Genomic DNA, 25,657 nt, shown 5'->3' with positions numbered 1-25,657 from the left:
TAAAAACCAGGTGAATATGTTTGATCTACCGCCCGGGGCTTATTTTTTCCCTTTCACATAATCTGCGTCGAATAAAAACAGGCGCATCAACAGATACAGGGATGGGATCAGCAACAGCAAGCCGGCAATGAATACGATGATGAGGGCCGTCCCCATCACTTCGTTCGTTACACTTGAACCGATGGTGATAAAAGGCTTCAGGATATACGGCAAATGGGAGGCACCGTACCCGAAGAAAGCGAAAAAGAATTGAAGCATGACCGAAATGAATGCTAGGCCGAATTGTTTGCGGCGATAGATAAGCCATGTGGCGAGAGCAAAGAATAATAGGGATAGGCCGAACATCCACCAAATACCCATCGCATTCATAAAATGCTCTTCGTTGTGATTCTTCAATGACCAGAAAACCCATAGGCTCGCAATGATCGTAGGTGGGCTCCAGAAAAGGGCAAATTTCCTCAAAATCTCCCTGGAAGCCATATCCCCTGCCCTATTGGCATAGTAAGTCAAAAATGCCGCTGAAATGAATAGGACTGAAACGATTGACATAAATACGACACTCCATGAGTAGGGACTGGTCAGAAGCTTTCCGGCCAGGAATGTCACGCCGTCATCGGTTTCCTTTAGGAAGCCACCTTCGGATATGGTGAGCGCCGTGGATAAAGACGCCGGTATCAACAACCCCGTGGCCCCGTAAATGAACAAGTAACCTATATTTTCCTTCGATCCGTAGTTACTGAATGCGTAAAAGCTTCCGCGTATTGCGAGGAGGATGATGGCCACGCTTCCCGGGATGAGGAGGGCCGTCCCGTAATAATAAGCGGTATCCGGAAAGAATCCGACCAGACCGACGAAGAAAAACACGAAAAATACGTTGGTCACCTCCCATACGGGTGACAGATATCTGCTGATGAGCGCATTCATCGTGTGTTCCTTCCCTTTCATCCGGGCATAGAAGGCAAAGAAACCGGCACCGAAATCGATTGATGCTACAATGAGATATCCATACAAAAAGATCCACAGGACGGAAATCCCGATCACTTCCAAACTCATATCCTATTCCTCCTTCCGGTCGGCTGGGAACCTTTTCTCAAGTTCCGCTTCTGCAGGTTTGTTTTTGAACATCCTGATGAGTACCACCACACACAAGATGCCGAGCATCAAGTAAAGGGCGAGGAACATGGCGAAAATCCAAGCGACGCCATCTGCATGGGTGGCTGCCTCGGCAATCTTCATATATCCCCTGAGGATCCAAGGCTGTCTTCCGACTTCTGCGTAGATCCAGCCGAATTCAATGGCCAGCATGGCAAGTGGCCCACTCGCAACGATTCCCCAAAGGAGGGGCTTATTGAATTCATTCCCCTTCTTCCATTTCCACAGGAGGACGAATAGGAAGCTGATGAAAATACTGAACATCCCAATCGACACCATCCCATCGAACATATAGTGTATCCAGAGGGGTGGTCGTTCATCTTCGGGAAAATCGTTCAGGCCGATGACTTCCGTATCGAATGAACTGCCTGCAAGAAAGCTCAAGAATCCTGGCAGTCGGATCTCATTGGAGATTTCATTATTTTCATCGATCGTGCCAAAGACAATGAGATCTGCATTTTTCTCTGTTTCAAAATGCCATTCACCTGCTGCAAGCTTCTCCGGCTGATACTCCGCAAGGAATTTTGCGGAAAGATCACCTGCAAGAGCTGCTCCAAGTGAAAAGACCAATGCCGCTGTCATAGTCATCCGAAGTGCCTTTTTATGATAGTCCCCCCCTTTTTTCATAAGGATGGAATAGGCGGCGATGGCTGCAAGGATAAAGGCCATAGTCATATAAGACGTCGTAAGCACATGAAAGACCTTGGTAGGGGTAGCAGGATTCAGCATGGCTGCAATCGGGTCGATTTCAATTGCTTTGCCGTCCTTGAGCTCGAACCCTTGAGGCGTATTCATGAACGCATTGACGGTCGTAATGAATAAGGCCGAAGCCGAAGAACCGATCATAATGGGCAGATTGAGGAACCAATGGGTCCACTTTCCTTTGAACCGGTCCCACGTATAAAGGAAAATTCCAAGAAATATAGCTTCAAAGAAGAAGGCGAACGTTTCCATGAAAAGCGGTAGGGCAATGATTTGACCTGCCACTTTCATAAATGACGGCCATAGCAATGAAAGCTGCAGACCGATGGCCGTTCCTGTAACGACCCCCACAGCAACAGTAATGGTGAACCCCCTTGCCCATCTTCGGGCCAGAAGGAGATAGTGATTATCGTTCTTCTTTATCCCTATAAACTCTGCGATGGCGATCATTATGGGCATCCCTACCCCGATCGTTGCAAAAATGATGTGGAAGATCAATGTACTCGATGTAAGCAATCTACTGATCATGACGCTATCCAAAACTGATTCCCCCTCGTACGTTATACCCTTATTATAAAACAAACCAAGAGTATGTGAATTAGTGAACATGACTATTTTGTGACAAACTTCACAAACTAACTGTATTCGATGTTATGGTACCATTTCCCTCTCATAGGTAAAAAAAAACATCCCTGCCAGACCGGCCAGGGATGTTTCTTTTATATCGCTTCGATCATTCGGAACTGTGATTCTACGAGGTCGTAATAATCCCCTCTCTGTTCCATCAGCTGATCATGGTTCCCACTTTCTTTTATTCTTCCGTTATCAAGAACGAAGATATTATCAGAGTCCCTGATAGTAGAAAGCCTGTGGGCGATGATGATGGCTGTACGGCCGTTCAATAATTTTTTCAAGGCCGATTGGATTTTCACCTCGGTTTCCGTATCGATGGACGCCGTTGCCTCATCCAAAATGATGATGCGGGGATTGGCAAGCAGGGCTCTCGCGAAAGAAAGAAGCTGCCTTTCCCCCACAGATAGAACGTTTCCACGTTCTTCAACTTCGGTCTCATAGCCATTGGCGAGTTTCCCGATGAAATTGTCCGCTCCGATCGCTTCCGCAGCGAGTCGAACTTCTTCATCTGTCGCATCGGGACGTCCGAACCGGATATTATCCATGATCGTTCCCGAGAATATGAACGTATCTTGTAGAACGATGGAGATCTGGTTACGCAGGCTCGCCACCGATACATCCCTTAAGTCATTCCCATCGATTGTGACCGCTCCCGCCGTCGGATCATAGAAACGACTGATCAAATTGGCGATCGTCGTTTTTCCTGATCCCGTATGTCCCACAAGGGCTACGGTCTGACCGGCCTTCATCTCGAGATTGATGCCTTGAAGGGCCTTTCGCTTATCATCATAAGAAAACTCCACATCGTTGAACTGGATATGACCAGCGATTTCTTTCATGGAAATGGCCTCGTCCTTCTCATGAACAATCGGCTTTTCATCAAGGAATTCAAAGATCCTCTCTGATGAAGCCATCCCGATCAACAGTTGATTATACACCTGCCCGAGACGCGAAATCGGCTCCCAGAACATGCCTAGGTAAAAAGCGAAGGAAACGAATTCTCCCAGTTGCAAAGAACCAGACTGTATCAGATGGGCACCATACCAGATCAAAACGGCCGTACCAACGGCGTTGGTCATTTCAACCAGTGGTCTGAAGATGGCATTCTTTTTGGTGGCCGTTCTCCAGCTCTCGAAGTTCTCCGTATTGATTCCATCGAAGAACGCCATGTTTTCACGCTCCTGGGTGAAGGCTTGTGTCACCCTGACCCCTTGGATGCTCTCATTCAAGTGGGAATTGAGCTTTGCTTGTTTGAGCCGCACCAGCTGCCATGATTTTCGGATGTTCTTCCTCAACGTGGTGGAAATGAAGAACATGATTGGAAGGATGACCATGACGGCAAGGGTGAGCTCTGGGCTTAGAGTGAACAGGAGGACGATGATCCCTGCAAGTAGGATGATATCCATCAATAGATTGATGACCCCGTTTGTAAATAATTCTTGAAGCGAGTTGATGTCGTTCATGATCCTGACAAGGATCGAGCCGGCTGAGCGCTGGTCGAAGAATCGGTGAGACAGGCTTTGCACGTGACTGAACAGATGCTTGCGCAGGTCATAGATCACGCCTTGGCCCAACTGATTCATCCATCGTATCCTGAGGATGTTGGCGAAGTAACTGAGCACATAGAGTCCGGCTATCACACCGATCAAGGTCATCAACAGATTCCCATCCTTCTGGCGGATGGCTTTATCCAGCGTATACACCCCGATCAGAATCGGAATGATCAATCTGACGGCCGTTGTGATCAGGACCGTCAGGATGGACAAAGGCAACAGCTTCTTGGAATACGGTTTCAGATACGTCAGTAGCCGCGAAAGCTGTCCCCAGTTGAATGGTTTGTCGATTACTTGATCGGTTGAGTAGTGGAACCGGTCCATCACTTTTTTGTCATTTTTCATCTTTGTCATACACTCATCACCTCCCAGCCTGCAGAATTTTCTTTTGGTCTTTGTATTGAATATCATAGATGCGCTGATAAGGACCGTTGTTGGCAAGGAGGTCCTCATGTCTACCCCGCTCCGCCACTCTCCCATTTTCAAGAACCAGGATTTCATCAGCGTGCTTCAGTGAAGAAATCCTATGGGCAATGATGAATGTCGTCCGGTCGGACATGACGTTCTTCAGTGCTTTTTGAATACGGAATTCCGTTTCCATGTCCACCGCCGATGTGGCATCGTCAAGAACAAGGATAGAAGGGTCGAGGCAGATGGCCCTCGCAATGGCGATCCGCTGTTTCTGACCCCCAGACAGACCGAGCCCCCTCTCCCCTAGCTTTGTCTCATATCCATCGGGAAGAGTCATGATGAAGTCATGGGCCTGAGCAAGCTTTGCGGCCTTCTCTACGTCTTCCTGAGACGCTTCAGGACGCCCATACGCGATATTCGACCTGATGGTGGAAGAAAACAGGAACGATTCTTGGAGCACGACGCCGATGTTCTGACGAAGGGACTTGATGGAATAGTCACGGATATCCATCCCATCTATGGTGATCCTCCCTTCCTGAGGCTCGTAAAATCGTGTCAAAAGCTGAATGACGCTTGATTTACCTGAACCGGTCCCGCCGATCAGTCCTACGATCCTACCGGGTGGTGCGTTGAATGTAATGGACTCCAGGGCGGCATCTTCATCGAGGTCATTATAATGGAAGGAAACATCTTCGAATCTTACTTCCCCTTTCATGCGTGTTGCTTCAACCGCATGTACACCGTCCTTGATTTTCTCATCGACCTCAAGGATCTCAAGTAGCCTCTCTCCAGAAGCTTTCGATTGAGAGAACTGATTGATGGTGAATCCTAGATTCATGATCGGCCAGATGATATACCAGACCAGGCTGTAGAAGGCAACCAGTTCACCAGGGGCAAGGTTCCCATTCATCACGAGGTATCCTCCATAACCGAGAAGCAGGATGACACTCACATTGCCCAGAAACTCCATCAGTGGGAAATATTTCGCCCAGATATCAGAGGTGAAGAGATATTTATCCTTGTAGTCCCCGTTTGAACGATTGAACTTACCGTTCTGGAATTCTTCCCTTGAAAGGGATTTGACCGTATTGATCCCGCTGATATTTTCCTGGACATTCGTGTTTAATTTCCCGAATGATTTCCTGATCCCCCTGAAAGCAGGATGGACGGCCTTATCGAACTTAAATACCGAAACCGCCAGGAATGGGAGGGTCGCCAACGTGACGAATGTCAGGGAAGGAGAATAGTAGAACATCACACAAAAACTGACGGACACCAATAGGAAAAAACGGAGTAGTTCCGAAAAGCCGAATGAAAGGAAAAACCTGAATGCTTCTACATCGGCAGTCAACCTCGACATGAGGTCACCAGTCTTCGCATTATCATAGTAGCTGAAAGGAAGGAATTGCAGCTTTTGGTACAGCTCATTGCGAAGGCGATATACCGAAGTAATCCCGAACAGATCTCCGAAGTACTGCTGAATGAACGTGCCGATCCCCTTCAGTGCCATGATTCCGATAAAACCGAAGGCAAGGTAAGGAATCCACTGATAGTCGCCTTTTAGAATAACATCATCGATGGTGATTTGAAGGATGATCGGGTACACGACGGTGATACCCGTGACAAAGATGAGGAAAATCATCGAGATGAGGAATTGCGACTTGTACGGCCAGTAAAAATCTTTTAATTTCTTAAACGTATCCATGTATTCTCTCCCTTCAGTAAAAAACAGTGCATTACTAAATATATCGAGTTTCGAAATATTTATCTACCCTTTTTTCACATTTTTTTGTTTTTTTGAAATTGTCCTTCTTTTGTGGAGCAACCTCATTATAATCTTTTCTGTCTGGAAAGGAATCGGTCGGATGACGGAGGGAATGATATGCCGTTCTTCCCTTTTCACGACCTTGCGTTTTGATCTGTTCCTATTCCTTATTTGTCTTCACAAAAGGGATCCCTCCCCTCGAACCGTTTACCGTCAAACGGAATAGGGAATATAGAAAGGGGTTTATGGCAAATCACCCTTTGACATAACCCGGACCCCATTGTGTATACTATAAAAGTTCACCATTTACACAGAAAGGATGTTTTTGCTTGAATTACATACTAGGAAACAGTGCAGTAGGAAAAATCATGGACTTCGATTGGAATACACTTCTTATGAAGATCGGCATCGGAGCCATCCAAATCATCGCCATCTGGATCGCTTTCCTTGTAATCAAAGGGGCTGCCAATAAAATCATCACGCGCGCCTTTGATCGCTACAGTAAAAGGAATGATGTGTCGACCGGACGGGCCCAGACCCTCCAGAGTCTCACGAAGAATATCATCGGTTATGTTCTTATTTTTATCTTTTTCGTTACCATCCTTCAGATCTTCGGCATTCAAGTGACCGCGATCCTCGCTGGGGCTGGAATTGTCGGTTTAGCCGTCGGATTCGGTGCACAGGGCCTCGTGAGCGATATCGTGACTGGATTCTTTATTCTATTGGAGAAACAGGTCGATGTCGGTGACTATGTGACAACTGGCGGGTTCGATGGGATCGTGGAAGAAGTCGGGTTGAGGACAACCCATATAAGGGGATTCGATGGTACCCTCAATTATGTACCGAATCGTGAAATATCAAGCGTCAGCAATCACTCGCGCGGCAATATGCGTGCCCTTGTCGATATCGGCATCTCCTATGATGACAATATTGATGAAGCCATCGTGATCATGCAGGAAGTGTGCGACAGACTGGCGGCAGAAGACGAAAATATCGTTGAAGGTCCGAATGTGGTCGGCGTCCAGAACCTCGGTGACTCGGATGTTGTCCTGAGGGTCCTCTGCAAAACGAAGAATATGGAGCAATGGGGAGTCGAAAGAAAAATACGCAAAGGGATCAAAGAAGCCTTCGATCGCCACGGCATCGACATCCCATTCCCTCATCAGGTCTTCATCGAGAAAAAAGAACAGTAAGCAAAAAGCGAAGGGATCATTTCCCTTCGCTTTTTTTGATCATCATTTATTCCTTCGGTTTTTGGCATCGAGCAGCCTTTTCATCCTGTCAGGATCATGATGGACTTGCGGTTTCGGTTTCAGTTTCGGTTTGGCTGAAGGCTCCGGTTCATCCTGCATGACAGGCACGGATTCCTCGCGTCTTAAATGTGTATCATCCAAGTCTTTTGCAGGCCTTCTTCTCGTTGCTTCCGGTCCATTATTCTTCTGAACCTTCCTCCCAAATTTTTCTCCGAATGTGGCTAAGGCAATAGGCAAACCAAATCGTCTAAGAGCGACCTCCGCAAAGAAGAGCAGGAATGCTACGAGAATAAGGAATGTCCGAATGGACTGTTCATTATACGGTCGATCGTTCATAGATCTGAACGCGTCTATTCCCGAATCGTACGTCTTTCCTCCGGTCTCCTTTACAATGGCTTCCACTGTCCTGGCCGATCCCCCCTGATAAGAATACTCCTCTGAATACGGGACGGCAAAGCCGGTTTCATACGCCTGATTCAGGGCTTGATCTCCGATGCTCATGCTGTATACCCCTGGCGATAGCCTCTCATTGAATTCCACTTCGTGAACGCCCGGTGAAAGGATCCTTGAGGTGGCTTCTACCTGCTTCCCATCCTCAGCCAACACAGAGACGGACAAAGGCATGGTCCCGCTATCAGGCGAAGTGAGAAGGAGCTTTGTCTTCTCACCACTTCCGTCCAACTCGATGGAATAGGGACTAGATTGGATACTGGGGAACGAACGTGTAACCAATTGGTTGATGAACTCCGGCCAGCCTTTCCATGATGCAAAATCGCCCGCCCACTGCCCCTTTGTGTCAGAGGTGAAGGCAAAGGTGGTTCCCAGCCCATACCTCCACGTGGCGAGAATAGGGTCTTTCTTGTCGCTCGCCAATTCCACCTGTGCAGAATCCTTAGGACTGGTGGCGATGTAGGCATTCATTCGAGGCATACCGCCCTCGAAAAGCTTTTGCCATTTGCTCGATTGAATGGTGGGGTAGAAAGGATGATCTTCTATATAAGTCCTTGTCGTGATCACGGTCTCCCTGGTGAGGATGCTTGGAATGACCGATGCATCCACCACATCGTAAAATCGGCCATTCCCCATCTGTGAGAGATCCTCCAAGAGATACCTGTCTGCATCCGAACCTATGGCCACTGTGGAAAGGGTGACCCCCTTCGATAACCCACCTTCGATCAGTGTATCATAATCGCCCCCTGCCGCCGACTGCCCATCTGTCAGGAGGATGATATGCTTCCTCTTCAGCGGCTTGTCTTGCAGGCTAACATACGCTTCTTCAAGAGAAGGATAGATGTTCGTTCCCCCACCCGGTGAAATGGTACGTATTTTCTCTTCCGCTTTTTTCCGGTCTTTGATCGGTTCGGTCGGGACGATCTCCCACGGCCGGTCATCGAATGCGAGTACCCCCAGCGTGTCTTTCTCCCTTAAGAGGGAAACAGTCCTCGCAGCAGCTTCCTTCGCAAGGGAAAGCTTCTGTCCATCCATGCTCCCCGAGCGATCGATGACGAGGACCAGTCCCAGTGAAGGAAGTTCTTTTTTCCCTTTGACCTCCATGTCTACGGGCAACAGCTTCTCAATCGGTGTCTTGAAGTAACCACCCAGAGCAAAGCTTTCATCCCCGCCAAACATGATAAAACCCCTTCCGAATTCCTTCACGGCTTGCTCCATCAGGTTCATCTTCTCTTCAGGTATATCCGTGGCAGCGACATTGTCAAATAGAATCGTTTGATAATCAAGATAGGAGCTGAGTTTGTCGGGAAGCTGTGAGGATTGAAGTGCCTCGACCCTGAATCCCGCAGACTTCAACTGTTCCTCCAACCTACTCTTCTTCCCGTCATCATGGACAAGGAGAACGAGGGGATCCCCTTCGGCCCTCGCTATGGAACTCAGCTGGTTATTCTCCGGTCTTGCATCCGTATCCGAGTAGATCTCTGCTCGATAAACGAGCATTCCTGTCTCGTCAACAGTATGTTGGAACTCGAATTCATTGTTGCCCTCTTGAACCTTGACCTGCTTTCTAGCAATCTTATTCCCGTTAAGGTCAAGCTGCAGGTCGACGCTTGTCTGGGTGGTACTGTGGAGTGTGACACTCACAGTCGCCTCCTCCCCTTTATATTGTAAAGCAGGGGAGTTGACGGATGTCACGGCTACGTCGTCTTGCCCATTGGAAGGACGCTTCACCCAATCTACCTCGATTCCATTGTCCTTCAGTTTAGGGATGATATCCTCGCCTGCTCCGAGGGTTTCGATTCCATCGCTATAGAGGACGATCCTTCCCCCATTGGATGAGCCCAATAGATTCGATGCATACTCGAGGCCGTTCTGAATATTTGTTTCGTCTTCTCCGACCTCCCCAGAGAACCCGGGGACTTCACTTTCCTTGGAAGAAAGACTTTGTTCAAGTGCTGCACCCTTGGCAAATGACACGATACCGTAGGCATCAGTTTCTTTTTTCTTCGTAACCTGATCTTCGATGGCAACCATCATGTCATCAGCGCTATCGTTGATTGATGCAGAACGATCAGCAAGGAATATCACATTCTTCCCTTTTTGGGGCAGTGTCAGATAAGGATCCGTCAAGGCCGTGATCAACAGCAGAAACGTCAGGCACCTGATGATCATGATCATCCGCTTCTCTTTGTTGAACCTTCCTCGCTTAACATACAGATACAGGACAGCGATAACAGGGAGAACCAGTAAAAACCATAATGGCTCATGAATGTTGATTCCCACGTCTATACACCTCCCACTCTATGAATAAGAAAAGGACGGCAAGCGCCAGAAACCAGGAAGTGATGGAAGAAGGAGCGCTTTTTCCTTCCACACCCTTTCCACTCATTGTGAACGATTCCCCTTTTCCAATCATCTTTTCTCTATCATCAATGCTTACAGAAAAATACTTCACATCCTCACCACGAACAGCCTGGTAGATTCCCGGTTCGATTGGTGCAGTGAAGGTGGTGCCCATTTTCCACTCACCGATGTAATCCTGGTTCATGCTGTAGAGATCCCATGTACCCTCTGTCTGGAGGGTCCGTCTTTCACCCGGCAGGAAGTTTCCGATCACCTGCTGATTATCACCCAGGTAATGGTAGACATTGTATAAAAAAATCGGAAAGCCTGGGTATAGCGGAAAATCTGAATCCTTCACCTGAAAATTCATCAGGACCATTTTTTTGCCTTTGATTTCACCGGCTTGCAGGAGGGGAACACGATCTTGCTCCGCAATCGTTGAAAGTCCGGAGATGTTGTGGTCCATCGCTTTTTCTACAAAGATTTTTTCAACGTCGGCATAGCGAAGCAAGGGATGATCCGTCTTTGAAGAGACCGTACCCCCTATCTTCCTTCCCTTTTCTGCTTCATCCGGGACGATCAGGACCGGCAACCCGGTTTGTTCTGCATCCTGTGAGGAGGCGATTAGGATTCCATTATCATCAAGGATGGATGCTTCTTCCACTGTATTCACATTCATTCCCAATGCCTGAAATCCTTTGATGATGAACGGATTGATGTCTCCCATCGCATAAATTTCAGGAGATGAACTCATATTAAGAGCCGTCATGACATTATCATCATGAAAATCATCGTCCACACGGATCTCAGCGGAATACGTTTCTTCCAGGGGAAAATCTGAAAGTGGGATGGTGACGTCTTCCCCGGAGGGAATGGTCACAGCACCCTGATGCACGACGGTCGATCCCCCATGGATGATCAGCGTCCCCTTCCGGTCTTCACCACCTTGATTTGAAATGGTTACAACACCTTCCATCTTTCCCCCGTTCTCCTTGATTCCAAAGCTTCTGATACTAATATTGACGGGATTCTCGATCATCTTGTGTACCGTGACCGTGGCATCCGTTCGAAGGTCTTTAAACATGCTTTTTGTAACAGCATCACTGAATAAATGAACGTCCCCGGCTCCTGCAATGGCAAGTGCCATCTGAATGGCCTTCTGCATATCCTCGTGATCATTTGTCATTTCGAGCTCATTCAATGCTTTCAAAGACATCCGTTTATTCTCCTCTTCGGATATCACTATCGTAATATTCTTCCCCACGCCAAGGATCGTCACGGGGCCTCCAGCTTTCTCAATTACACCCTCTGCTCCCTTCTTGGCAAGATCAAACTGGGTGACTCCACCTTCCACCGCTTTCATGGAAGTGGATGTATCCATGAGGATGACGGTATGACCCCTGGTCCCTGAAAAGCTGGTCAAATAGGGTTTCATCAGTGAAAAGATAAGCAAGGTCAGAATAAGAAGCTGCAGGAACAGCAAGAGATTCCGCTGAAGTTTATGGAACCAGGGTGATGATTGCCACTCGTTCATCGCTTGATTCCACAATAGATTCGATGATACGACTTTCATGTCGTACCGCTTCCTGAAGAAGTACATGAGGACAACAGCGATCAGAAACAGCCCCATCAGGGCATAGAATGGATATTGAATGCCCATGCCCTCACCTCACCATTCCGGACATCTTCAGATCCTTCAGCACCATTTCATTGACCGGCTGTGAAGAAATGAGGTTCCTATATGTAAAGCCAAAGCGCTTGCACTCCCGTTCGATTGCCTCGTTGTGCGAATGAAGGGTTTCAAGGTAGCGATCGATGACAGAATGCTGAAAGGATACATCAATTTCTTCACCCCGCTCACTGTCCTTCAGCTTCCAGTCACCCGTATAGGGTGGGGAAATCTCGTCTTCATGGAGGAGTTGGATGAAATATACCCTTTCCTTCTTGGAAGAAAGCCACTTCAACGCTTCGTATATTTCTGACAGAGGTTCAAGCGCATCCGTGATCAATATCGTGACAGAGCTCTTTGACCGCTGCCTCCCTTTCAGGGAACGCATGAACGGTGTTCGACTATCCCTTTCACCTGGATCGTTCTGCACATTTCCCATGGAGTGCAGGATTCCCTTCGCATCCCGCGTCCCCTTCTTCTTCAACGGAACTGCCTGTTGTCCCACCAAATGGAGGCTCAGACGGTCATCGGAGGAGAGGATCATATAAGCAAGGGATGCCGTGAGCTCCGTCGCCCGCTCCCACTTTACGGACTCGGTTCTCATTGATTCAGTACAATCCAGGTATAAGCTGATAGATACTTCCCGCTCATCCAGATATCGCTTCACATATACCTTTTCTGTCCTTGCATAGACGTTCCAATCAATCTGCCTCACATCGTCACCAAGTTCATACATCTGATAGTCCGAGAATTCAAGTGAACTCCCGTGCCGGGTCGATGTCCTGGCGCCTTTATGCTGACCGGTGCTGATCCGTGAAGGGTTTAACCGATGCCTCTTGAGTTGTGATAGGAATTGCGGACTTAACATGGGCTTCAAGAGCCTGCTCCCCTTTTGATGAGGTCCATCAGGATCTCATCTTCTTTCACATTCATTGCCTCCGCCTCGAAGTTCAATGAAATCCGATGCCTGAGCACCGGGATGGCCGTCTGCTTGATGTCTCCGATGGAAACGTGATATCTCCCGCTGACCAATGCTCGTGCCTTCGCCATCAGGATGAGGTTTTGAAGCCCACGCGGCCCGCTTCCATATTCGATATACTGCTTGACGAGCTCTGACGAAGATTCCCGATCAGGGTGTGTCGACTCCACAAGTAAAATGGCAAAGTCCAATACTTCATCGCCGACCATGATTTCTTTTACCAGCCTTTGTATAGCCAGCAGCTCGGCCCGGTCCATGACGGATTGCAAGTGGATTTCTTCTGTCCCCGTGGTTCGTCGGACGATTTCCTTCAACTCCGCTTTTTGAGGATGGGGAACAAGTAATTTGCACATAAAGCGGTCCATTTGAGCCTCAGGTAGTGGGTATGTACCTTCTAGATCAATGGGATTTTGCGTAGCGAGAACGAAGAATGGCTTCTCAAGCTTCATCGTCTCTCCCACTACCGTCACCGTTTGTTCGGCCATCGCTTCAAGGAGGGCACTTTGTGTCTTCGGTGTGGAGCGGTTGATTTCATCTGCAAGGACCAAATGATGAAAGAGCGGACCTCTATGAAAGGTGAATGGTTCATCCTTGTCATGGCTCATCACCATGGTCCCTGTAATATCCGTCGGCATCAAATCCGGTGTGAACTGGACCCGTGAAAAACTGAGTTCCATGACGTCGGATAAGGAGCGCACAAGCATAGTCTTCCCGAGACCCGGAAGCCCTTCCAGTAGGGCATGGCCCCCGGCCAGGATCGTCAATAAAAGCGTGTCGATAATATCCTTCTGGCCGACGATATAACGGCCGACCTCTCTCTTTACCTGTTCAATCTTTTCTATGGCTTGTTTATAGGCCAGTTCTTTATCTGCTGCGTCCACCCTTTTCACTCTCCCGGATCAATTTCACTAAAATAGGATTCCACCACAGATTCCAAGTCTTTAGGGATCGTCTGTCGGTCTTCACCTTTGCGATAGGAGGAATAGTAGTCCTGGTACACTTCCTCATATGACCGTACAGAACCCCTTTTGACAGGGCCGTCAGAAGAGAATTGTTCGCCCTTCATTCCCCTGTTAAGCTTGCCTGAATCAGTCTCTGTGTTGGTCTTCCCTTCCATTCGTTCTGGTATCGTCAAAAGATCTCTTGATCCCTGACCCAATCCTGCACCCTTTCCAGAGCCGGAGCCACTGCCGCTCCCTGTGCCATTTCCGGTTCCGTTACCATTTCCACTTCCATTTGCTCCTCCACTGCCTTTTCCGCTCCCGTTTCCTGCCCCATTGCCATTTCCAGGAGCATTTGAGCCGCTTCCAGAAGACGGATCTTTGGGCTCCTGATCCGATCCCGGATCGGATTGGTTACCACTCTGTTCCTGTGGTGGCTGTGAATCACCCGTATCTGCAAGATTCATGCTTTCAAGGTCTTTGTCATCAAGGTCCGCGGCCAGGTCCGCGGCTTCCTTGGATAGATTTTCACTCCATTTTGCGAGTGCTTGTGAATCCTTGTCAGCCCCTTCAGCCGCCTTCAATGCGTCTGAGAGTGTCTTTTCCGGATCACTTCCAAGTTGTTTTTTGAGCTGTTCAAGCTGTTCATCGCTCAATGCTTTCACTTCTTTACTCAGTGCTTTTTGGTCGAAGTTTTTCAGAGCTTTCGCCACTCCGTCCGCCTTCGATTGTTCGGCGATCTTCTTGAACCGTTCTAACTCACGCAGTGAAAGATCCGCCTTTTGTTTTTTAAGGTTGTTTTCTTTTACCTTTTTCATAATGGCTTTTTGACGCTCCACTGGGTCCTTTTCTTTTTTGATTTCCTGAAGCTCCTTTGCCAACTCTTTTTTCTTAACAGAATCTTTTATTGCTTCTTGTTCTAGACGCTTATCCGATTCTTTTGTGATCTCACTCTTTTTTTTTAATTCTGCTGCCGTTTCGAATGATGCGTGACCCTGGGTCAGGATCAGGGCAGATCCCCCATAGAGGAGGAGGGCAGCAATCGCCAATCGGGTGTGGAACGACCAGTATCGGCGGCCTTGTACCTTCTCTGCATGTCTGTTCATGGCATCAAGGGCATCCCGCAGGACAAGAGGAAGCAACGGATGATTGCCCTCAAGCTCCGCATTGGCCGTGCTGATAGTGTTCTCACCTTCTGCCTCATCATATATCTTTACGCTTTGCTCAATGGTCGCCCTCCTTCTGTAGAGGTGAATCACCATGCCAAAAATCAGCAGGATCCACAAACCCGCCAAGTAACTCTTCCAGAATGGGAAGGGACGGATCCATACAGCCGCTGTTATAAGCAGTGCAGGGATACTTAAACCGAACACGGTCCATTGCAACTGTTGGATGAACTGTGCATACCGCAGTTTCTTTCTTAATCGGCTCAGGTTTCGAAGGAATTGCACTTTCCCTTCCATCGGCTTACCCCCTTGCCCGGGTCTTCATCCGAGGACGTAATTTCCTGATGCTTCCGAACAAAGCAAGTATGGCCAGGATGCTGTACGTGATGATAAAAGATATCCACAATGGGAATGAGATGCCCGTCATGGAAAGGATTTCATCCATCATACTCGGTTCGAAATGACTATAGAGAACAATGCCCGGGTTGAACATGGCCAGGAAGTAAGCGATCGGGTTTGTCGCTGGTGTACCGTTACTCGAAACGCCTGTAAGCGCCATGGTGAGGGCAAACAGGAAAAGTGATCCCCCTACGAGGAACAAGACGCTTCCGTACGCCGTTACCATGGAGACAATCGTTTTCCGGAGGATCGTGGAGAAAAAGATCCCGAATGACCCGAAAACGAATACAAGGAAAAGGCTGTATCCGAAAATCATGAGTACATCCGTCGGTGCAACCCCTCCGAATAAGAACACGAAACTGTATATCGGAAGGCTCGACAAGATGAGCAGTAGCAGATAGGAAACCGATGACACCAACTTACTCAGGATGATGCTTGTGGAACTTTGTTCAGTGGTGAGCAGCATGCTCAGCGTCTGTTTTTCCCTTTCTCCCGATATTAATCCCCCGGTAAGGCCGGGCGTGATGAATAGGACCAGAATGATCTGCAGGAACGATAGAATCATGAACATCGTCCTGCTTTCGTTCGGACGGAAGTATCCGTTCATGGACATCCGGCTTTGGAAGTAGATGAAACCGATCACAACAATACTGATGGCCATGAGGTAGCAAAAGATCCCGATGAATGATTTGAATGAACGGAACCGAAGCTTGAACTCCTTATTCAGCATCGGATTGATGAACAGTTGCTTCATGACGGCTTCACCCCTTTCGTGATCTCCATGAAGACATCTTCAAGATCCGTTTCCGTCTCCTTGAAGCTGACGACCGCAACCCCATTCAATATCGCCAATCGGAGCAGCTCGGCCTGCTGCACTTCGGAACCTTTATAGAGGAATTTGATTGTCTTCTTCTCTTCATCCATTTCAAGGCTCGATAGATTCGGATCATCTTCAAAGAAAGAGGCAGCCGTTTCAAGCATCCCCCTTACCTTCACCTCGATGATTTTTTCCGCCTCCAATTGCTGCTGGATATCTGCGACGGAGCCATGCGCCACTAGCTTCCCATTATCGATGACGCCGATTTCATCACACATCTCGGCAAGTTCAGGAAGGATATGTGAAGAAATAAGGATGGTTTTGCCCATTTTCTTCAACTCTCTTAAAATCTCACGCATCTCGATTCTTGCCCTCGGGTCCAGTCCGGAAGCCGGTTCATCGAGAATCAGCACTTCAGGATCATGGATGAGGCACCTGGCAAGGCACAGCCTCTGCTTCATCCCCCTTGAAAGTTCATCCACATAGGAATCCTTCTTATGAGTAAGATTCACAAGTTCCAGAAGCTGAGGAATGAGGGCCTCCCTCTCATCGGCCGGAATCTTGTAGCTCGCACCGTAAAAGTCGAGGTATTCTTCTGCCTTCAACTGATCATAAACCCCGAAGAAATCCGGCATATATCCGATTTGACGCCTGACCAACTTCGGTTCTTCACATACATCAAAGCCATTCACTGTCGCCCTTCCCGACGTCGGTGCAAGGAGGGTTGCCAGAATGGAAAATGTCGTAGACTTCCCTGCCCCGTTCTGACCGACAAAACCAAATACTGTCCCTTTTCCGATACTCAGGGTAAGTCCGTCCAGCGCTTGAAAGGAGCCATATGATTTTGATAGGTTCATAAGTTCAATCATTGTTTTGCTTCTCCTTTCAGTGCGATTTTCGGAAGTTGGGTAAAGGTGTCACCCTGGGTGGATTTCACCAATTTAATGACAATCTCCCCATCTTCATTCAAATAATCCGTCAGACGATCCTTCACTTCGAACGTATTGGCTGATTGTTCTTCCAGTTTCTTTTCCTTCCCGTTAGAGGGTGCAATCATGGCGAACTCAAGCGGCGTTTCTGGATATTGCCTGATGCTCAATGAATTCAGTGAAATGTCGGAGTCCTTCATTTGTTCAGGCAATTTAAGGATCATTTCATACGTGCCATCCTCAAGTTCCATTTCTCCGGATCCACCCCATGAGTAGTTATCGATGATCTTTCCGTCAATCGGTTTGACCTCTATATCAAGCTGCTCATTCTTAAGTGAAAACGGTCCGTTGAAATCCCCCAAGGAGGGAATGGATTGATAGACAAGGGAAAGATTATCTTTCTTGGGCTTTCGATCCTTCATGGTTACATCCACGACCCCGTTCTTCGTATAGCCGAAGATGACTGGCCGATTTCCCGACGTTCCATCTTCCATCAGCAAGGAGGCAACTTGTTCAAGGGATTGTTTTCTCTGATCATCCAGACCTTGCTGACCTGTAAATGAAGGTGGAATGGCATTATTGCTGACCGGGCTCGAGAGATAGTCAACAGAGACCTTTTGATCCACTTCGAGGGACTGCCCCGCTTTCACGCTTCCAAGGGAATAAGTGCGTGTTCCGGACCAGAGATACACTTCTTCGAAGTCATACGGGAAGTCATTGCCTATGCTTCCTTTCAGAGTCTTATCTTCCAGTGTGAGTCCTGGGGCGAATGAACCTGCATCACTCTTGTAGGCATCTCCCATAACCGTCCTCGTGGACCAATACTCTACATCTCTCAGCGTCGTATCCGTCGTATTCCTTGTTACTTCGTCCAGGGCGTACTTGTATTGATCGAATTCAGGTGCGTTCATGCTGTTATTGGCATACAGCTCGAGATTATGCCCTGCACTGAGGGTATAGTCACCACTCGAGTTGGAGAAGAATGTGAACGCTGATATCCCTTGAACGGCACCTTTTCCATCCGCTTCAAGGATACTCATCTGATTCATGTGCGGCTTCGTCACGCGGTCTTTAGCTCCCGTAAGGAAAATCCCGAGAGACAGAAGGATAGACACTGTAGGGATGATCCACCACGACTGCTCCCGTTTATCCAACTTACGGAGCAGGAAGTAGAGGACAGGGATCACCAGGATCAGATAGACTGCAACCACCAGGATGAGGGTGCTGACCTTGAATTGATTGGAAGGGAACAGTTCATTGACCATGCCCATCTCATAATAGAAGCCTTGCGCTCTTCCCCCCATGTTATAGAAGTTGGTGCTATATTTGGTTTTTGAATAAAACTCATTGATCCATGGAGTGAAGCCCGCCCAGTCATTCAGCCGGGAATCACTCAATAAGAAGGATGTCTGCCAGACTTCACCTCGTCCCACGGATTTCTTTGCAAGGAGAGGTGATTCCTTCTCTCCGATCACTGCCTCAGCCTCTTGGGTCAGTTCACCTTCGACGGCGGGTAGCGTTTTGAAATTCACTTTGAGATTCTCCTGGGTTTCCAGGGAAGACAGGTCTGAAAGAGTCTGTTCTCCGCCCACCTTGAGGGGAGCGATATCAGCCAGTGGACCCAGGGTCTTCTGGGCATTCACGTCACTTCCAATGAGTACCGTGCCTCCTTTATCCACCCAGCGATTGAAGGCGTCCAGTTGTTTCTTAGAAAATACCGATAGATCAAACCCATCGATCACGATGAAATCGAACATCTGAAGACCCGTGGCATCTCCCGGGAAATTTTTCTCTGAAAGATTCAACACTTCCACTTTGTTGCCGTTGACCTGACTGGCTTTCAATGATTTCAAGCGATCGGCGTCTTTGCTCAATACACCGATCGAAGCATAGTCCATATAAATAAAACTTGGATTCAGCCGCTTATCACCGGTGAACTTCACTTCCTTTCCGGAATTCCAATCTCCTTGGAATAAGTGAATGGTCTCCTTTGACGTGTTACCCCTCAAAGGATCTCCAAACCCCGGAATGGTTAAGGAAAACGTGCGGGTTTCACCGGGCGGGAGGTCGATGGACAACACTCTCCCCCCTCCGGTTTCATAGGATTGAGCGTAATCAAAGACGATATCCCCCTTGAAATGATCGGCTCCATTCTGCACGGTAACGGTGATCGGGAATCCCCGCTCCTCCTTGACCTTTCCATCAATTCCTTCGTCCACGGTGATCTTAATTCCTTCAGCTGCGGAAGATGTGGTTGGAAATAACGGGAATAAACAAAAACATAATAGAATCAGTGCAATCGACTTGGTCACATTCTTCATGACCCATTCCCCCTCTCTTTCTCTCTATATGGTTTAGACGTAACACTCGATAAAAAGTTTCTCTTCTTTCTAATATCATCTGAAATATTTTCCATCGTGCCGATTCCTACCTGAAGGATCTAGTCAAACATAAAGAGGTTGGGATTATCCCTTTAATGATTTCCGTGCAAGACTTCGCATTCCTTGGGTCGCCCGTGAGTCACATCGGAAAGCTTGCAGAGTGCTACTCTTCTCGCAAGAGCCTTCGTCTTGCACTCGAATCAACCGATCGAAACAAGTAACGATAAATGGTCATGAAATAAATAAAAAACCCGAATTCATTGTCCGCAAATGAATTCGGGTTTCACTATGATTAGAACACGTTTGTCCCAGCTTTTTTGCATTCCTATCAGAGGGATTGTGCAAATCGCAGGAGATACCCATCGGGATCTTGCACAAGGAACTCCCGTTGCCGGAACCATTCATCCCCAGCAGCATATTCGGAGACGAACGGTTCCCTGAACAACGGAATCCCTTCCTTTTTCAATCTTTTGAAGATCGGTTCGATTGAATCCACCGTGATTTGAAGGTTCATCCCCCTTCCGAATGGCGGGACCAACTCACCTGTCTCCCAATGACCGTTCACTTCCTCGAGCATGAGGGATGCCTTTCCCATCGACAAGTAAACAAAGCCTTCATCCTGTCGTTCATAAACGATGTGAAAGCCGAGCAGCTCCGTATAGAAAGTTGTAGATACGGATGCATCCCTGACAGAAAGTTCAGGAACGAGTGCGGGGCCCTCCAGACTTTTCATCGCGAGGATTTCATCATTTGAACCTTTTTTCATAGCTGTCCTATATAGCCGGTCATGAGATTAATGGCATGATCAATTGCTTTTTCATCGGGATCAAGCTTCGCATGGTGAAGTCCATATGGAGATCCAACACCAAGCCAGAACATGAACCCGGGAATTTCTTTCAGCATGTAACCGAAATCTTCGCCTGTCATGGCCTCTTTGCAAATGACAGCTTCGGTTTTTCCGCTCTCCTCAATATAATCCAGGAAATCTTGTGTGCATGCCGGGTCATTATACACCTGATGATACATGCTTCCATAATCGACATCAATGGAACAATCGTAGGTTGTCTCAATTCCCTTTATGAGTGCCTCAAGCTTCGCCTTGACCTTTACCATGGAGGCTTCAGAGAGTGTCCTGATCGTTCCTTCAAGACGGGCGTTCTCTGCAATGATGTTTTGAACGGTTCCCGCCTCCATCTTGCCGATCGTGATAACGGCACTGTCCAGCGGATCGACATTCCGAGAGACGATTCCTTGCATCTGCGTGACAAAAGCCGAAGCCGCCACGATCATGTCTTTCGTTTGATGGGGGTAGGCGGCATGCCCCCCCTTCCCTTTGAAGGTCAGGAACAGCTCGGACGTATTGGCGAAAAGAAGACCGGGCTTCAGTGCAATGGCCCCTACCTCATACTCCGGTGCGATATGGAGGGCAAAAATCACATCGGGTTTCCACTCCTTCATCTCATCACTGCGAAGCATTGGTTCCGCTCCCCCAGGACCTTCTTCAGCCGGTTGGAAGATGAAGAGAAGATCGTCCTTTATGGGATGATGAACAAAATGAGTCAGGATGCCGAGTCCGATGGCCATGTGGAAGTCATGTCCGCATGCGTGCATACGACCTTCATGACGGGACGGGAACGGCAGTCCCGTTTGTTCCGTGATGGGCAATCCATCGATATCCGCACGGAAACCGATCGTCTTAGACGGCTCGGTCCCGCGGACTTTGACAAACAATCCTGTCTTCCACTGCTTAAGTTCATACCGATCCCTTGGGAGGGACGAAATGTAGTCCATAAGGTATTTCTGAGTCTTGAATTCCTGGAATCCAAGCTCCGGGATCTGATGAAGATCACGCCTGATCATTTTGAAATCGACAGTTGACATTATATTCCCTCCTTACAAGAAAGAACAGACGAAAAATCGTCCGTTCTCTTTTGAATCAGAGCTGTCTGAGCTCTTGTTTAATTTCTGTTTTAGATTTTGTTTTGGCGTCGATATCTTTCAGCTTCTTCGCCGGTGAACCTGCCACCACCGTATATGGTTCAACATCTTTCACCACGATCGCTCCAGCAGCGACAACAGCGCCTTTTCCTACGGTCACGCCTTCAAGCACGACGGCATTCGCCCCAATTACGACGTCATCTTCAATGACAACCGGCTTCGCGGATGGCGGCTCGATCACTCCTGCAAGAACGGCCCCTGCCCCTATATGGCAGTTCTTTCCTACCGTTGCACGTCCTCCGAGGACAACATTCATGTCGATCATCGTACCCTCACCGATGACTGATCCGATATTGATCACGGCTCCCATCATGATGACGGCATTGTCACCGATCTCTACTTGATCACGGATGAACGCTCCCGGTTCGATACGGGCTTTGATCCCTTTCATATCAAGAAGTGGGATCGCTGAATTCCGGCGGTCATTTTCCACTACATAATCTTCTATGTATTCTTTGTGCTCTTCAAGTACCCCGGCAAGCTCACTCCATTCGCCGAATACAACCCCGCTGTCACCATTCAGGAATGTTTGTGACGATTCCCCGAAGTTAATCCCTTCGAGTTTCCCTTTCACATATACCTTTACAGGTGTTGACTTGGTACTATTTTGAATGAACGAAATAATCTCATTGGCATCCATCATTTTCATCTTAATCCCTCCATTATAAGCAGTAAATTCAGAGTTCTTGAATTACTTTATCATGATAAAGAACGTAACACAACCCGTACCTACCGGTTTTCAATGAGAAAATCGTCCACTACTTCCAGAAACGCCCCAACCTGACGGAGCTGGAAGGCCGACTCATAGCCGAGCAGCCACGTGTCGCGATGAATAAAACCACCCATCTCATCCTTTAAAGGAATTTTGAAGATGTCCTGTTCCATTCCCGTTAAGGTGATTGCCGGGAGAATGGCATATCCGATCCCGTTCAGTGTCATCTGTTTGCATGTTTCGATCTGATCGACGACGATGGTTCGTTTCGGCGTGGTCTGAAAATGCTTCAGCCACCATTCCTGGATCTCTTGAAAGTAATTGGAATCGCTTTTGAACTGAATGAAGGGGCGATCCGTCTTCATGACATCTTCGATGGATTGTATTTCCCGGTCGACAAGGAACAGCGGATCCTCAAAAAGATGGTGCTTTTGCCCTTTCCAATCAGGCGTCCCCCTGATGATACCGATATGGACCTCATTATCATAAATGGCCTTCAGGATTTCACTACTCCATCCGGTGATCAGGGAAATCTTCGCATGAGGATAGGTTTCCACAAATCGTTTAAGCACTTTCGGAAGCCAGTTTTGTCCCACAATTGAAGCGCATGCGATTTTAAGGGTCCCATGAACCTCCGATTCGAGGGCATGGATCTTTTCCCGAACGGATTCTTCTTTTTGGAGAACGTCTTCTGCAAGCTTCACAATCAACTCGCCTGCTGGTGTCAGGGAGAGGCCCTTCTGTGAGCGAAGAAAGATTTTGGTGCCCCAGTCCTTCTCCATATTCTGCAGCCTCTGAGAAAGGGCAGGCTGAGATACAAAGAGCCTTTCGGCCGCTTTCCGCATATTCATCTCATGTGCCAAAACCTGGAGCAGCTGAAATTCAGAAAAAGCCATCTCTTCACCACATTCATAAGTTTTTCTTATATTATAACGTATTTTTGATTCATTTACATAATACACTCATGAATTTGGGCAAAAGAAAAGACCGGGGGAACCCCGATCTTCGAATCATCACCCTGAATGAATCATTTGATATATATGTTTTTTTAGCTCCTTCAGCACGACACGGCGGGTCATGATGCCCTCAAAGTGGCCTTCACTGGATACAACACATAAAAACGGCTGATCGATCAGCAGATTGAAGGCTTCCTTGAACGTTGAATCGATGGAGATAGTGGAAAGATCCGTCGACATGACACTTTCGACTTTCCTTTCTTCGAGGTTCTCAAATTCGAAGCGCTCCAATCCAAGGATATTATCGGTAATCAACCTGGAGCTGATGAGGCCGTGAAGGCGGAAGGAGGGATCCAGGACAGGAATAGATGAATAGCCGCTCCTAGTCAACAACAAAAGTGCGTGCTCAAGTGAATTACCTACTTGGACGTGTGCCACTTTCTCTGACGGAATGATGTACTCTTTTATACTTGTTTCAAGTAACTCTTTACTGCTTAAAGAAATCATGTACAACCCCTCAATTTTTTAAAAATGCATTCCTTACCATTTTAACATACTGGAAGAAAAATGTATGAATCAAATTGTAAGCCTTTTCTACATATTATTTTTCACGAACGAACCATGCATATTGAAAGATCGCCGGATTGTGGGAATCGGAGGAAAAGAAAACCGTTCATCATAGCTGAAGGAAGAAGAGCGGAGTGTGGATATGAAAAAAGATAACCCGTCAGGTTACCTTTCCAACATATTTATTCTTGAACTGCTTCTTGCAGTAGCTCAAAAATCTCGATAGCCGTAATGTCTATATTATCGAAAGGGTATGTACTCCCATTCTCTTTCATTACTTCGATTTCAAAGGTATCCTGCTTTGGAAGGTATCGTACCTCACAGATTTTTTTTCCATTGTATTCAAAGTATCGTTGTTGTGTTTCTCCTTGTTCCCCTTGTTCTTGCAGAGACTTTAGTCTTTGTATAATTCCAAGAAGCTGAGACATATCAGGTCTCTCCTTTCCTGTTCTAATTCTTTGTCATAGCTTTTGCATTGTAACAGATTCTATCCTGCAAAATCTAATGATACGCCCTGTTAGACAATGAGTTTTTATCACGCATGTCCAAAAGGTCTCTCTAAGTTAACCACTAATCCGGTCCATATTCAATAAATAATTTTATCCACCATCTAAGACCTCACGATTTACACGGGCACCTGGCTTCTTGTAAAATGGGTTCACATTACCCGAGAGAGAGGATGATCAGAGTGAAGACTGTCACTTTATATACTCAACCCGAGTGCCCCCCTTGCGAAATCGTGAAATTATACTTAAAAGAACAGCAAATCCCCTACATAGAGGTAAACATCAAAGAAGAACCAAACGCCCGGTCCTATATGCTGAACGTGTTGAAAAGCTATTCTACACCAACCGTTACGGTAGACGAACAGGTGATCAAAGGATTTCAGATGGAGGAGTTGGCTCAAGCCCTGGATCTCTCCTAAACAGTATTCTATGTCAACACGACCATCCCTTTGCTCCCCCCGGCCTTTCCTTAAAACACTGAAAAAGAAATTGGGACAAAACAATAAAGGTCATGACGAACAATATCAGTATGGCTTCTTTATACCGCTCATGATTTCCGTGCAAGACTACGCTTTCCGCGGGTAGCCCGTGAGCCTCCTCGGCTAGCCTGCGGGGTCTCACATCAGCTACTCTTCCCGTTGGAGTCTTCGTCTTGCACTCCAATCAACCGCTAGGAACAAGTAAAAAGTATTGGTCATGAAACAAATCAAAAAACCGAACTATCTCAGGCAAGATAGTTCGGATTTTACTATGACTTAAACACTCTTGTCCCAGCCTCCTTTTCTTTAACTCCCTTTTATTCCTGACGGAAGTTCATATGAGATAGAAGAGACCTTCCACTTTCCATCAGTAAAGGATAGTTTGACTACCTCTTCCCCTTGAACCGTGGAAACAGGTCCTTCCTCATCTCCTGATCGTACTTCCCATATGTACCAATGCCCATCATCAAATGCAGCCTTTGTTTCTTTATCAAATGTAAAGAAAGGAATATAGTAAGAGGCAAAATCCGATCCGAATGCACTATACCCATCGCCTTCTTGATAAAGGTTTTCTTCCATGAACCCCTTCACCTGTTCATCCGTGAAATAATCTGAAAGCATCGCTTCTATGTCAGCCTTTTCCCTCGGCTTTTCACTTAAAGAACGTTGAACCTCAAACGCATCTTCCACCAGGGTGACAGCCTGTTTTCCGTCCAATTGATCTACAGTCGTTCCAATTGCCGTGGCCTGTGTGCCGACGGTCAAACTCAACCCAAGGACAAGCGTCAGGATCAACCAGTATTTTCTCACCATATGCCATTCCTCCTTGTATGTATGGTACAAACCTTTTGTCCATTGTCTGACAATTGCTTATTTCTTGTTTTCCCGATCCCCCG

General features: G+C 47.4%; 21 protein-coding genes. 2 read left to right on the top strand and 19 right to left on the bottom strand.

What is annotated here, in order from left to right; all coding sequences use genetic code 11:
• Positions 1 to 39 precede the first annotated feature (39 nt).
• From ABJ225_RS01765 to ABJ225_RS01750, 4 genes are all read right to left on the bottom strand, one after another.
• Positions 40 to 1,053, bottom strand: coding sequence for a cytochrome d ubiquinol oxidase subunit II (locus ABJ225_RS01765; protein ID WP_347318142.1), 1,014 nt, complete (start codon positions 1,051 to 1,053; stop codon positions 40 to 42).
• A gap of 3 nt (positions 1,054 to 1,056) precedes the next feature.
• A complete protein-coding gene (locus ABJ225_RS01760) occupies positions 1,057 to 2,382 on the bottom strand; it encodes a cytochrome ubiquinol oxidase subunit I (RefSeq protein ID WP_347319283.1) in 1,326 nt (441 codons plus the stop codon).
• Positions 2,383 to 2,573: 191 nt separating this feature from the next.
• The gene (locus tag ABJ225_RS01755; protein WP_347319281.1) at positions 2,574 to 4,385 is read right to left on the bottom strand and encodes an ABC transporter ATP-binding protein; all 1,812 of its coding nucleotides are present in this window, start codon (positions 4,383 to 4,385) and stop codon (positions 2,574 to 2,576) included.
• A gap of 16 nt (positions 4,386 to 4,401) precedes the next feature.
• A complete protein-coding gene (locus ABJ225_RS01750; protein ID WP_079515888.1) occupies positions 4,402 to 6,156 on the bottom strand; it encodes an ABC transporter ATP-binding protein in 1,755 nt (584 codons plus the stop codon).
• 428 nt (positions 6,157 to 6,584) lie between these two features.
• Here ABJ225_RS01750 and ABJ225_RS01745 point away from each other — a divergent pair, with 428 nt between their 5' ends.
• Positions 6,585 to 7,409, top strand: a complete 825-nt coding sequence (locus tag ABJ225_RS01745; protein ID WP_347319279.1) for a mechanosensitive ion channel family protein — start codon at positions 6,585 to 6,587, stop codon at positions 7,407 to 7,409.
• Positions 7,410 to 7,451: 42 nt separating this feature from the next.
• On the opposite strand, the gene ABJ225_RS01740 is transcribed toward ABJ225_RS01745, so the two are convergent.
• From ABJ225_RS01740 to ABJ225_RS01675, 14 genes are all read right to left on the bottom strand, one after another.
• The gene (locus tag ABJ225_RS01740; RefSeq protein WP_347318140.1) at positions 7,452 to 10,202 is read right to left on the bottom strand and encodes a VWA domain-containing protein; all 2,751 of its coding nucleotides are present in this window, start codon (positions 10,200 to 10,202) and stop codon (positions 7,452 to 7,454) included.
• Complete coding sequence (locus ABJ225_RS01735; RefSeq protein WP_347318138.1) at positions 10,183 to 11,922, bottom strand: vWA domain-containing protein; 1,740 nt, start codon at positions 11,920 to 11,922, stop codon at positions 10,183 to 10,185. The genes ABJ225_RS01740 and ABJ225_RS01735 overlap by 20 nt, the downstream gene beginning before the upstream one ends.
• Before the next feature lie 4 nt (positions 11,923 to 11,926).
• Positions 11,927 to 12,799, bottom strand: coding sequence for a DUF58 domain-containing protein (locus ABJ225_RS01730; RefSeq protein WP_347319277.1), 873 nt, complete (start codon positions 12,797 to 12,799; stop codon positions 11,927 to 11,929).
• 5 nt (positions 12,800 to 12,804) lie between these two features.
• Entirely contained in the window at positions 12,805 to 13,791 is a 987-nt protein-coding gene (locus ABJ225_RS01725; RefSeq protein WP_056537569.1) for an AAA family ATPase, read from the bottom strand.
• Positions 13,792 to 13,796: 5 nt separating this feature from the next.
• Complete coding sequence (locus ABJ225_RS01720; RefSeq protein WP_347318136.1) at positions 13,797 to 15,314, bottom strand: hypothetical protein; 1,518 nt, start codon at positions 15,312 to 15,314, stop codon at positions 13,797 to 13,799.
• Between the two features lie 4 nt (positions 15,315 to 15,318).
• Positions 15,319 to 16,170 carry an ABC transporter permease gene (locus tag ABJ225_RS01715; RefSeq protein ID WP_347318134.1) on the bottom strand — a complete coding sequence of 284 codons (852 nt, stop codon included), beginning with the start codon at positions 16,168 to 16,170 and terminating at the stop codon, positions 15,319 to 15,321.
• Complete coding sequence (locus ABJ225_RS01710; RefSeq protein ID WP_148985408.1) at positions 16,167 to 17,102, bottom strand: ABC transporter ATP-binding protein; 936 nt, start codon at positions 17,100 to 17,102, stop codon at positions 16,167 to 16,169. The genes ABJ225_RS01715 and ABJ225_RS01710 overlap by 4 nt, the downstream gene beginning before the upstream one ends.
• Positions 17,099 to 19,483: a DUF7408 domain-containing protein gene (locus ABJ225_RS01705; RefSeq protein WP_218245807.1), complete on the bottom strand. Its 2,385-nt coding sequence runs from the start codon at positions 19,481 to 19,483 to the stop codon at positions 17,099 to 17,101. Before ABJ225_RS01705 ends, ABJ225_RS01710 begins: the two co-directional genes overlap by 4 nt.
• A 388-nt stretch (positions 19,484 to 19,871) precedes the next feature.
• Positions 19,872 to 20,276, bottom strand: a complete 405-nt coding sequence (locus tag ABJ225_RS01700; RefSeq protein WP_218245959.1) for a bleomycin resistance protein — start codon at positions 20,274 to 20,276, stop codon at positions 19,872 to 19,874.
• 29 nt (positions 20,277 to 20,305) lie between these two features.
• Positions 20,306 to 21,424, bottom strand: a complete 1,119-nt coding sequence (locus ABJ225_RS01695) for an N-acetyldiaminopimelate deacetylase (RefSeq protein ID WP_218245806.1) — start codon at positions 21,422 to 21,424, stop codon at positions 20,306 to 20,308.
• A 55-nt stretch (positions 21,425 to 21,479) separates the two neighbouring features.
• Complete coding sequence (gene dapD / locus ABJ225_RS01690; protein WP_053427452.1) at positions 21,480 to 22,190, bottom strand: 2,3,4,5-tetrahydropyridine-2,6-dicarboxylate N-acetyltransferase; 711 nt, start codon at positions 22,188 to 22,190, stop codon at positions 21,480 to 21,482.
• 80 nt (positions 22,191 to 22,270) lie between these two features.
• Positions 22,271 to 23,149 (bottom strand): LysR family transcriptional regulator, encoded by an 879-nt coding sequence (locus ABJ225_RS01685; protein ID WP_218245805.1) that lies wholly within the window; start codon positions 23,147 to 23,149, stop codon positions 22,271 to 22,273.
• Between the two features lie 117 nt (positions 23,150 to 23,266).
• Positions 23,267 to 23,716: a cyclic-di-AMP-binding protein CbpB gene (gene cbpB, locus ABJ225_RS01680; protein WP_056537586.1), complete on the bottom strand. Its 450-nt coding sequence runs from the start codon at positions 23,714 to 23,716 to the stop codon at positions 23,267 to 23,269.
• Between the two features lie 242 nt (positions 23,717 to 23,958).
• Positions 23,959 to 24,204: a YkuJ family protein gene (locus ABJ225_RS01675; RefSeq protein WP_053427455.1), complete on the bottom strand. Its 246-nt coding sequence runs from the start codon at positions 24,202 to 24,204 to the stop codon at positions 23,959 to 23,961.
• A 224-nt stretch (positions 24,205 to 24,428) separates the two neighbouring features.
• On the opposite strand from ABJ225_RS01675, the gene ABJ225_RS01670 reads away from it, so the two are divergent.
• Positions 24,429 to 24,701 carry a glutaredoxin domain-containing protein gene (locus ABJ225_RS01670; RefSeq protein ID WP_347318130.1) on the top strand — a complete coding sequence of 91 codons (273 nt, stop codon included), beginning with the start codon at positions 24,429 to 24,431 and terminating at the stop codon, positions 24,699 to 24,701.
• Between the two features lie 366 nt (positions 24,702 to 25,067).
• Here the strand turns inward: ABJ225_RS01670 and ABJ225_RS01665 are convergent, their stop codons facing one another.
• Entirely contained in the window at positions 25,068 to 25,574 is a 507-nt protein-coding gene (locus tag ABJ225_RS01665; RefSeq protein ID WP_347318128.1) for a DUF3993 domain-containing protein, read from the bottom strand.
• Between the last annotated feature and the right edge of the window lie 83 nt (positions 25,575 to 25,657).

The sequence above is a fragment of the Rossellomorea sp. RS05 genome (assembly GCF_039822645.1).
Taxonomy (GTDB): domain Bacteria; phylum Bacillota; class Bacilli; order Bacillales; family Bacillaceae_B; genus Rossellomorea; species Rossellomorea marisflavi_B.
Note: the sequence above shows the minus strand (reverse complement) of the source record. Positions and strands in the feature narration are given on the sequence as shown.

What these genes read in the sequence shown, in the direction of transcription:
- ABJ225_RS01765 (WP_347318142.1), bottom strand. Translation starts at nt 1,053, where the DNA reads ATGAGTTTGGAAGTGATCGGGATTTCCGTCCTGTGGATCTTTTTGTAT.
- ABJ225_RS01760 (WP_347319283.1), bottom strand. Translation starts at nt 2,382, where the DNA reads ATGATCAGTAGATTGCTTACATCGAGTACATTGATCTTCCACATCATT.
- ABJ225_RS01755 (WP_347319281.1), bottom strand. Translation starts at nt 4,385, where the DNA reads ATGAAAAATGACAAAAAAGTGATGGACCGGTTCCACTACTCAACCGAT.
- ABJ225_RS01750 (WP_079515888.1), bottom strand. Translation starts at nt 6,156, where the DNA reads ATGGATACGTTTAAGAAATTAAAAGATTTTTACTGGCCGTACAAGTCG.
- ABJ225_RS01745 (WP_347319279.1), top strand. Translation starts at nt 6,585, where the DNA reads ATGGACTTCGATTGGAATACACTTCTTATGAAGATCGGCATCGGAGCC.
- ABJ225_RS01735 (WP_347318138.1), bottom strand. Translation starts at nt 11,922, where the DNA reads ATGGGCATTCAATATCCATTCTATGCCCTGATGGGGCTGTTTCTGATC.
- ABJ225_RS01730 (WP_347319277.1), bottom strand. Translation starts at nt 12,799, where the DNA reads ATGTTAAGTCCGCAATTCCTATCACAACTCAAGAGGCATCGGTTAAAC.
- ABJ225_RS01720 (WP_347318136.1), bottom strand. Translation starts at nt 15,314, where the DNA reads ATGGAAGGGAAAGTGCAATTCCTTCGAAACCTGAGCCGATTAAGAAAG.
- ABJ225_RS01715 (WP_347318134.1), bottom strand. Translation starts at nt 16,170, where the DNA reads ATGAAGCAACTGTTCATCAATCCGATGCTGAATAAGGAGTTCAAGCTT.
- ABJ225_RS01710 (WP_148985408.1), bottom strand. Translation starts at nt 17,102, where the DNA reads ATGATTGAACTTATGAACCTATCAAAATCATATGGCTCCTTTCAAGCG.
- ABJ225_RS01705 (WP_218245807.1), bottom strand. Translation starts at nt 19,483, where the DNA reads ATGAAGAATGTGACCAAGTCGATTGCACTGATTCTATTATGTTTTTGT.
- ABJ225_RS01700 (WP_218245959.1), bottom strand. Translation starts at nt 20,276, where the DNA reads ATGAAAAGTCTGGAGGGCCCCGCACTCGTTCCTGAACTTTCTGTCAGG.
- ABJ225_RS01695 (WP_218245806.1), bottom strand. Translation starts at nt 21,424, where the DNA reads ATGTCAACTGTCGATTTCAAAATGATCAGGCGTGATCTTCATCAGATC.
- dapD (WP_053427452.1), bottom strand. Translation starts at nt 22,190, where the DNA reads ATGAAAATGATGGATGCCAATGAGATTATTTCGTTCATTCAAAATAGT.
- ABJ225_RS01685 (WP_218245805.1), bottom strand. Translation starts at nt 23,149, where the DNA reads ATGGCTTTTTCTGAATTTCAGCTGCTCCAGGTTTTGGCACATGAGATG.
- cbpB (WP_056537586.1), bottom strand. Translation starts at nt 23,716, where the DNA reads ATGATTTCTTTAAGCAGTAAAGAGTTACTTGAAACAAGTATAAAAGAG.
- ABJ225_RS01675 (WP_053427455.1), bottom strand. Translation starts at nt 24,204, where the DNA reads ATGTCTCAGCTTCTTGGAATTATACAAAGACTAAAGTCTCTGCAAGAA.
- ABJ225_RS01670 (WP_347318130.1), top strand. Translation starts at nt 24,429, where the DNA reads ATGGGTTCACATTACCCGAGAGAGAGGATGATCAGAGTGAAGACTGTC.
- ABJ225_RS01665 (WP_347318128.1), bottom strand. Translation starts at nt 25,574, where the DNA reads ATGGTGAGAAAATACTGGTTGATCCTGACGCTTGTCCTTGGGTTGAGT.